General features: G+C 56.1%; 8 protein-coding genes. 7 read left to right on the top strand and 1 reads right to left on the bottom strand.

The genetic code is table 11. The features are described from left to right. The first annotated feature begins 351 nt into the window (after positions 1-351). The 7 genes from C8D77_RS37030 (at position 352) to C8D77_RS37005 (ending at position 6,085) form a co-directional block, all read left to right on the top strand. Entirely contained in the window at positions 352-1,365 is a 1,014-nt protein-coding gene (locus tag C8D77_RS37030; RefSeq protein WP_109672917.1) for a sterol desaturase family protein, read from the top strand. 125 nt (positions 1,366-1,490) lie between these two features. Continuing rightward, the gene (locus C8D77_RS37025; protein WP_109672915.1) at positions 1,491-1,811 is read left to right on the top strand and encodes a MocE family 2Fe-2S type ferredoxin; all 321 of its coding nucleotides are present in this window, start codon (positions 1,491-1,493) and stop codon (positions 1,809-1,811) included. 23 nt (positions 1,812-1,834) lie between these two features. Continuing rightward, on the top strand, positions 1,835-1,999 hold the full coding sequence (locus C8D77_RS37990) for a hypothetical protein (RefSeq protein WP_170136934.1): 165 nt from the start codon (positions 1,835-1,837) through the stop codon (positions 1,997-1,999). Further along, positions 1,996-3,231 (top strand): NAD(P)/FAD-dependent oxidoreductase, encoded by a 1,236-nt coding sequence (locus tag C8D77_RS37020; protein WP_109672913.1) that lies wholly within the window; start codon positions 1,996-1,998, stop codon positions 3,229-3,231. The genes C8D77_RS37990 and C8D77_RS37020 overlap by 4 nt, the downstream gene beginning before the upstream one ends. Positions 3,232-3,328: 97 nt before the next feature. Beyond that, positions 3,329-3,991 (top strand): GntR family transcriptional regulator, encoded by a 663-nt coding sequence (locus C8D77_RS37015; RefSeq protein WP_109672910.1) that lies wholly within the window; start codon positions 3,329-3,331, stop codon positions 3,989-3,991. Between the two features lie 113 nt (positions 3,992-4,104). Continuing rightward, complete coding sequence (locus tag C8D77_RS37010) at positions 4,105-5,232, top strand: S-(hydroxymethyl)glutathione dehydrogenase/class III alcohol dehydrogenase (protein WP_109672908.1); 1,128 nt, start codon at positions 4,105-4,107, stop codon at positions 5,230-5,232. A 7-nt stretch (positions 5,233-5,239) separates the two neighbouring features. After that, positions 5,240-6,085: a sugar phosphate isomerase/epimerase family protein gene (locus C8D77_RS37005; RefSeq protein ID WP_170136933.1), complete on the top strand. Its 846-nt coding sequence runs from the start codon at positions 5,240-5,242 to the stop codon at positions 6,083-6,085. Positions 6,086-6,977: 892 nt separating this feature from the next. Here the strand turns inward: C8D77_RS37005 and C8D77_RS38195 are convergent. Beyond that, positions 6,978-7,211 (bottom strand): hypothetical protein (locus C8D77_RS38195; RefSeq protein WP_215732109.1); only part of this gene is annotated, 234 nt, incomplete at its 5' end.

Genomic DNA, 7,211 nt, shown 5'->3' with positions numbered 1-7,211 from the left:
TCTGCTCCCACGTAGGCCCTCCGTCTCTCGCGATCGGGGGGATTCTTCGCACATTCACCTCATGCGCCGCACGAGGGGAGCGGCGTGGCGCTTACTTCCGTTAGGCATTAGACGTGCCATCTTGCGCTCAGGGATTTTGCGGGCTGCGCAGCTGGCCACCGGGGACCCCTGCCCCTTAGCAACAGGTAATGCGTCCAAGCTATACACAGCACACGTCTAGGACGTCGGCGAAATGCGCGGAAATCGTGCAAATATGTGAAAAAACCTTGACATCGCGACGAAAGCGTCCTACTGCTGTATACATCATTATCTTCGAGTTAGGTGGCGCAGAGTTCGCCAACGGAGAACCGCATGGACGACAGGCTGTATGGAAGTCGTGACAAGCGAGGGCAGTGGTCACCTCATAAGCGACCCGCGCGCGAGCCCTTGTTTGTATGGCCGGCCCAACCGAGAAAGTTTCTCGTATGGATGTTCGGGTTTCCTGGATATCTTTGGCCTTGGAACGCGCTCCTGATCGGCATATCCGTTGTCGCGTGGGTCTATCTGACGCCCACAACGGATATGATGCGAGAGTTCAGCATCGGCTGGGTGGCGGCCATTCTCCTGCGCAACGCCGCGCTGGCCCTTCTTGTATATGGTGGACTGCACACGCTGCTCTACATTCAGCGTCGCCAGGACACAAACTTCAAATACAATTCGAAGTGGCCCGACACCGACAACTCGGTATTTCTGTTCCGGAGCCAGACCGCCGAAAATGTATTTTGGACCATGTGTAGTGGTGTGCCTGTCTGGACGGCGTACGAGGTGCTCGCGTGGTGGATGTATTCGAATGGTTACACCATGCAACTGGATTTAACGCAGCACTCGATCTACTTTGTCGGTCTACTCTTTATAACTCCGGCCTGGTTGAAGCTGCAGTTCTATATGGTCCACCGTTTGATCCACATTGGGCCTCTTTATCACATCATCCACAAGGTGCATCACAATAACGTTAATCCAGGACCATGGTCGGGCTTGTCGATGCATACGTTTGAGCACATCCTGTATTTCTCGGGGGTGCTGTTCTTTTTCCTCGTGCCCTCTCATCCGATGAACGTGATGTTCTGCCTCATGATCCAGGCGCTAATCCCGGCGTTGGGCCATCTGGGCTTCGACAAGGTCGTTTCCGAAGGCGGTAGCCATCTCGATTCCGATGGGTACTACCACTACCTGCATCACAGGTATTTTGAGGTTAACTACGGCGACACATTAATTCCCTTCGATGAGTGGTTCGGTACGGCGCACGATGGCTCGCAGGAGGCCGACGAGGCGATGTACAAACGAACGAGAGGCAAGAATTTCAACCGCGGCGGGTCCAAGGTATAGGTTCTCCCAGCCTGCAATTCTCCAAATTTGGATGCCCGATTAGCGCTGTTCTGCAGCTTGGCATGGCGGTTCTAGATCGTCGGTAGCCGTGTTTGCATTGCCAGCTAGGTTCGAGAGGAAAGAACATGACTAAAATAGGAGAGTGGGTCGAGGTGTGCACCTCGGATGCGTTGGCGCCCGAGGAAGCAATGCGGTTCGACCATGGAGGGCGCTCGTTTGCGATTATCCGGTCTGCAGAGGGTAACTTCTTCGCGATTGACGGGCATTGTAGCCATGAAAAGGTGCATCTCGCAGACGGCATAGTCGACGGCAGCATCATTGAATGTCCCAAGCATTTTGGGACGTTCGACTACCGAACTGGCGAGGCCCGAGCTTTGCCCGCTTGCGTCGATCTACGACGGTACGACATTAAGGTGGATTCCGATGTTGTGTTCATCAAGATCTGAACGGACCTATCGGGAGAAGTAAGATGGCGCATGGATACCTGGTCGCAACGGCACGCTTTGCGAGCGAAATCGGGTATTTTGTTAAATCGTCGGACGAAGAAAATAATGAAGCGCAAGCTGCGGGATCGGAGAATGCTGAACAACGATTGGCGGTCCTTCGCGGCAATATTGCTGGACTGCCAGCATGAAACAAGAACGTGCTATGGTAATTGTCGGTGCGGGCGAGGCCGGAACGGCTGCGGCTGTTGCTTTAAGGACGGGCGGTTGGCCCGGACGCGTCATTCTAGTCGGCAGTGAAGCTACGCTACCTTATGAACGGCCGCCACTATCAAAAGGCCTTTTGACCGAGGCCGAAGATAGCGGACCGAAGTTCCTTATCACTGCCCAGCGGTTGAGAGAATTGGCAATCGAATACTTTGCAGGGGTCAATGTCCTATCGATCGATCGGGCGACACATGCAGTGTCCCTTCAAGGGGGCCAGCTCTTAACTTACGAGCGTTTGCTCTTGGCAACCGGCGCCCGCCCGCGAATGCTAGGTGTTCCAGTCGACCCAGAATGTCGCATGGCTACACTTCGCACCTACGCCGACGCTGTAGCTATTCGACAGACCCTCAGGCCAGGATGTGCGGTCGTAGTAATCGGTGGCGGTTTCATCGGGCTTGAAGTTGCTGCAAGTGCAGTATCCAGGGGCGCCTCTGTGACGGTGCTTGAGGCCGGCCCACGGCTGCTCATGAGAGCAGTACCCGCCAGCATAGCTGAGCGGATAAAAACAAAGCACCTGGACGCCGGCGTACGCATTGAACTGGATGCTACGGTTGCTGGTATCGAGGCCGCCGAAGAACAATCTCTGGTATCATTGGCCGACGGCCGCACATTCCTTGCCGATCTAGTGCTGGTCGGAGTCGGTGCAGTCCCAAACGTAGAACTTGCACAGGCGGCCGGGCTAGCGATCGAAAAAGGGATTGCGGCGAGCGACACGCTTGCTACCTCCGATCCTGACATTTTTACGGCCGGCGACTGTTGTTCTTTCCTGCATCGTCTTTACGGCGAACGAGTGCGGCTAGAGGTGTGGCGGAATGCATGGCAACAAGGCGCGGTGGCAGCAGCCAACATGTTGGGGTCGGGCTCTGCGTATGAGAGTGTCCCGTGGTTCTGGTCAGACCAGTACGACGAGACGCTCCAGATTGCTGGAATTTATGGTAATTCTGACGCCGCTATCAACAGGGATCTTGGCGACAAGGGGCAGATCTCCTTTTACTTGGCCCCAGACGGACGGTTAGTGGCGGCCTGCGGATTTGGCAGTCTTGCCACCATAAGTAAGGATATACGCATCGCCGAGAAGATGATTGGGAGGCGTATCCGCCCAGATGCCGACGCGCTTGCAAATCCGGCAATCGCCATCAAATCCTTGACGATTTAGCGTAGAAGGCGACCGCCCTACAGCAATGACCTAAGCAAGTTGATCTGATGCCGACACCTCGGAAAAGCGGAGCAAGTGACAATTGGAGTTGCTGACCATGAGCGGACAAGAGGAATCAAAGAAGGTGGGTGCGATCGAAATCCACGACCTGTTGAGAGATCGCATTTGCCTTCTTGAGTACGCTCCCGGAGCAATGCTTCGCGAGAATGATATCGCCGTTGAATTCCACGTCAGTCGGACACCAGTGCGTGAAGCATTCCAGCGCCTGTCGATTGAAGGGCTCGTGGAGGTGAGAAACGGCATTGGCACTTTCGTGACACCTTTTGACCCCGTCCAGTTGCGTGAGGTGTTTGACGTTAGGATTGAGATGGCGCAGCTTTTTGGGCGAATTGGAGCACGTGACGCGACGAGAGCGGATGTGGCCGTCTTAGAGACTTTGCTTAACCGGTCGGACAATTTGGCAGAGAAATTCGATGTCGGTGAGCATTGGCAAATCAACCACATTCTCCACTTCGCGATTAGCGACCTCTTGCTGAATAAAGTGTTCCTTGACGTGTGGCATAACCTTTACTTTAGAGCGGCCCGAGCCTGGTATGAAATGTCCCGCGACATCTGGCCAGATGCGGTTCGATTGCTACAGCTAGAGATAACTGATTTGCTCACAGCAATGCGAGAGAATGACATCGAGGCAATCGGTTACATCAAACGAAACTACATAAAGTTTTCCTGGAAGCGGATCTCATCGAAGCAGCAAGCGTAGCAGCGCTTCTGCCAGACTTCTGATGCCAGCGATCCGCCCATTGTGGCGGGCAGAATGCACAACGGCTACGGCTGAATTTTTCTCGCAAGCACCACACCAGGGGGAATTTGTATATGGACGTACGCGCCGCTGTAGCTGTTCAGGCCGGAAAACCGCTTGAGATCATGACCGTGCAGCTCGCCGGTCCGCGTGAGGGCGAGGTGCTGGTCGAGATCAAGGCGACCGGCATCTGCCATACCGACGAGTTCACCCTGTCGGGCGCCGATCCGGAAGGCCTCTTTCCCGCGATCCTCGGCCATGAGGGCGCCGGCGTTGTCGTCGATGTCGGCAAGGGCGTCACCTCGGTCAAGAAGGGCGACCACGTCATCCCGCTCTATACGCCCGAATGCCGGCAGTGCCCGTCCTGCCTGTCGCGCAAAACCAATCTTTGCACCGCCATCCGCGCCACGCAGGGCCAAGGCCTGATGCCGGACGGCTCGTCGCGCTTCTCGATCGGCAAGGACAAGATCTTTCACTATATGGGCTGCTCGACCTTTTCCAATTTCACGGTCTTGCCCGAGATCGCCGTGGCCAAGGTCAACCCAGACGCGCCCTTCGACAAGATCTGCTACATCGGCTGCGGCGTGACGACCGGCATCGGTGCGGTGATCAACACCGCAAAGGTCGAGCAAGGCGCCACCGCTGTCGTCTTCGGTCTCGGTGGCATTGGCCTCAACGTCATCCAGGGCTTGAAGCTGGCAGGCGCCGACATGATCATCGGCGTCGATTTGAACAACGACAAGAAGGCATGGGGCGAGCGCTTCGGCATGACGCATTTTGTCAATCCGAAGGAGATCGACGGCGACATCGTGCCTTACCTCGTCAACATGACCAAGCGCGGCGCCGACCAGATCGGTGGCGCTGACTACACATTCGACTGCACCGGCAACACCAAGGTGATGCGCCAGGCGCTGGAAGCCTCGCATCGCGGCTGGGGCAAGTCGGTCATCATCGGCGTCGCGGGTGCTGGTCAGGAGATTTCGACCCGGCCGTTCCAGCTGGTGACCGGCCGCACCTGGATGGGCACCGCCTTCGGTGGCGCACGCGGCCGCACCGACGTGCCGAAAATCGTCGACTGGTACATGGACGGCAAAATCCAGATCGACCCGATGATCACCCATCTGCTGAAGCTGGAAGACATCAACAAGGGTTTTGAGCTCATGCATGAGGGCAAGTCGATCCGGAGCGTGGTGGTTTACTAAGGAAAGTGTGATGCAGGAACTCAAAGTACTTCAATCCATCTGGGCAATGGAACGACGCGAACCCGATGGGTTCGAGCGAACTCTAGACGAAAACCTCCGAATGATTGCAGAAGCGTCCTTTGATGGCGTAAGCATTTTCGTCAGCAGCAGGGAGCAGACTCAGGCAATCAAACAGGCCCTCGGCGGAACCGACCTGCTTGTCGAAGCGTGCGGGCTCCCTGCGAGCGATGATGATTTGCGGCGGCAAATCGATTTTGCTGGTGAGCTTGGTGCTCTGCATTTCAATGTGCAACCCGACGTAAGACTGCGTCGACTGACGGACGGGATCAAACTTATTGAGCGGTGGATGAAGATCGGCGACGGCGCTGGCCTCCCGGTTTATTTTGAGACGCACCGCAATCGGCTCACGACGGACCTCTTCTTCACACTCGATCTGCTGGAAGCCGTGCCAACCATGCCGCTGCTTGCGGACTTGTCGCATTTTCTTGTAGGTCGCGAATTTGCTTGGCCAGTGAGCGACGAAAACCATCGGCTCATCGAAAGAATATTAGATTCATCCTGGGCATTTCACGGACGCGTTGCATCGCGCGAACAGGTCCAGATCGAGATCTCATTTCCCCATCATCAGATGTGGGTCAATTTATTCGCTGGCTGGTGGCGCTATGGGTTCGAAAGTTGGCGCCGCCGCGCGGGTTTTGACGCCCAATTAAGCTTTACTTGTGAGCTTGGGCCGCGCCCTTACGCAATCACAACGAGCGCTGCCAATGACTCGACGGACCGTTGGGGTGAAGCACTGCTGATGCGGGACCTTGTGATGGGAATTTGGGCTGCGTCAGCACAAACGGGCACATAAGCCCGCATGTCGAGATCATGCGAAAGGGGATGAACGACGCGCACCTCCAGGGCGTGCCCCCGCCAGTTGCCGCGCTGGCAGGCCTTCCAAACCGCTTGGCGAGAGATTCCCGCCAAGCTGGCGAGCATGTTGAGTGGCACGAACTCTTTCCTCGACATCGTGCGCTAGTCCCCAGCGGCAGAACGGAAACCACGGAGTAGCAGCTCGAGTTATATGTGTCGTGACACCCACGCCTTGCCGCCCTCGCCCGCTCAAGGGCGCCATTCGCTACCGAGAGCCCTTGCTGGGACAGTGAAGGCGTAGAGCTGAATCTTAGTCGATAGGGCTGCTGCTTCAGTTTACCAATCCTGGGGTTTTGGGGTTGACCAATCCGTTGCCGACCGTAAGCAGGTTGACCAATAGAGGCGCTTAACTTCCACGCTGATTCAACCACTTAACGCCAATCCAGAATTAGCTGTGATTGTGGCCATTGGTAAACCCGGTCTTTGGATCGGGAGCCCCTCTCCTCGACCTGAAAATCCTCTTGTTTTCAATCGTATAGGCTGAACACCTGCGGCCCATAATTCCGGACAGGTAAACCCCATCAAATGCCAAATAATTCCGGACATCACACCACTCTGCCATTTATGCGACTTTCGGAGCACAAAACGCGAACGTTGAGAGCGCGTCGTGTGGTTTCGACGTCAATAACCCTGCCCATTCCGCGGCTCCGGCGAGCATTGGCAATGGATGGAACCGGGCCGGAAGCAGGTGGTCCGGTTCTGGAGCAAACTAGCCTGAAAGGTGCCATTCTGCCGGCGATCCCAACCCGGTCATGGTCAATGGAGCGAGCCAGGAACTCGGCACTGGTACCGACTGGCTCTGCGCCTATGCGTGCAGGATCATTGGTGAGTTAAGCTCTCAATGCATCTTCCCGCTGAATGCTGAATGCATCTTGCAGCACCTGTAGTTTGGATTTGAAGCGGTCATAGTCTGGTATTGCCTCGCTGGCCTCCCCATCAAGACCAAATTCGACGGATAGAGCGAGCATCTTGCGCATTTCGCAAAAGCCGGACAGGGGTTCCGCTAATTCCCGGACAGTGGTTTCGCTAATGTCGGGACAGTCTGGCGGCGTCGGTCCTCGGGT

It is taken from the genome of Mesorhizobium loti, assembly GCF_003148495.1.
GTDB classification, from domain to species: domain Bacteria; phylum Pseudomonadota; class Alphaproteobacteria; order Rhizobiales; family Rhizobiaceae; genus Mesorhizobium; species Mesorhizobium loti.
The sequence above is the reverse complement of the archived record's forward strand: the minus strand, read 5'-3'. Positions and strand labels throughout refer to the sequence as shown.

Coding starts and splice junctions, on each gene's coding strand:
- C8D77_RS37030 (WP_109672917.1), top strand. CDS start 352: ATGGACGACAGGCTGTATGGAAGTCGTGACAAGCGAGGGCAGTGGTCA.
- C8D77_RS37015 (WP_109672910.1), top strand. CDS start 3,329: ATGAGCGGACAAGAGGAATCAAAGAAGGTGGGTGCGATCGAAATCCAC.
- C8D77_RS37010 (WP_109672908.1), top strand. CDS start 4,105: ATGGACGTACGCGCCGCTGTAGCTGTTCAGGCCGGAAAACCGCTTGAG.
- C8D77_RS37020 (WP_109672913.1), top strand. CDS start 1,996: ATGAAACAAGAACGTGCTATGGTAATTGTCGGTGCGGGCGAGGCCGGA.
- C8D77_RS37990 (WP_170136934.1), top strand. CDS start 1,835: ATGGCGCATGGATACCTGGTCGCAACGGCACGCTTTGCGAGCGAAATC.
- C8D77_RS37025 (WP_109672915.1), top strand. CDS start 1,491: ATGACTAAAATAGGAGAGTGGGTCGAGGTGTGCACCTCGGATGCGTTG.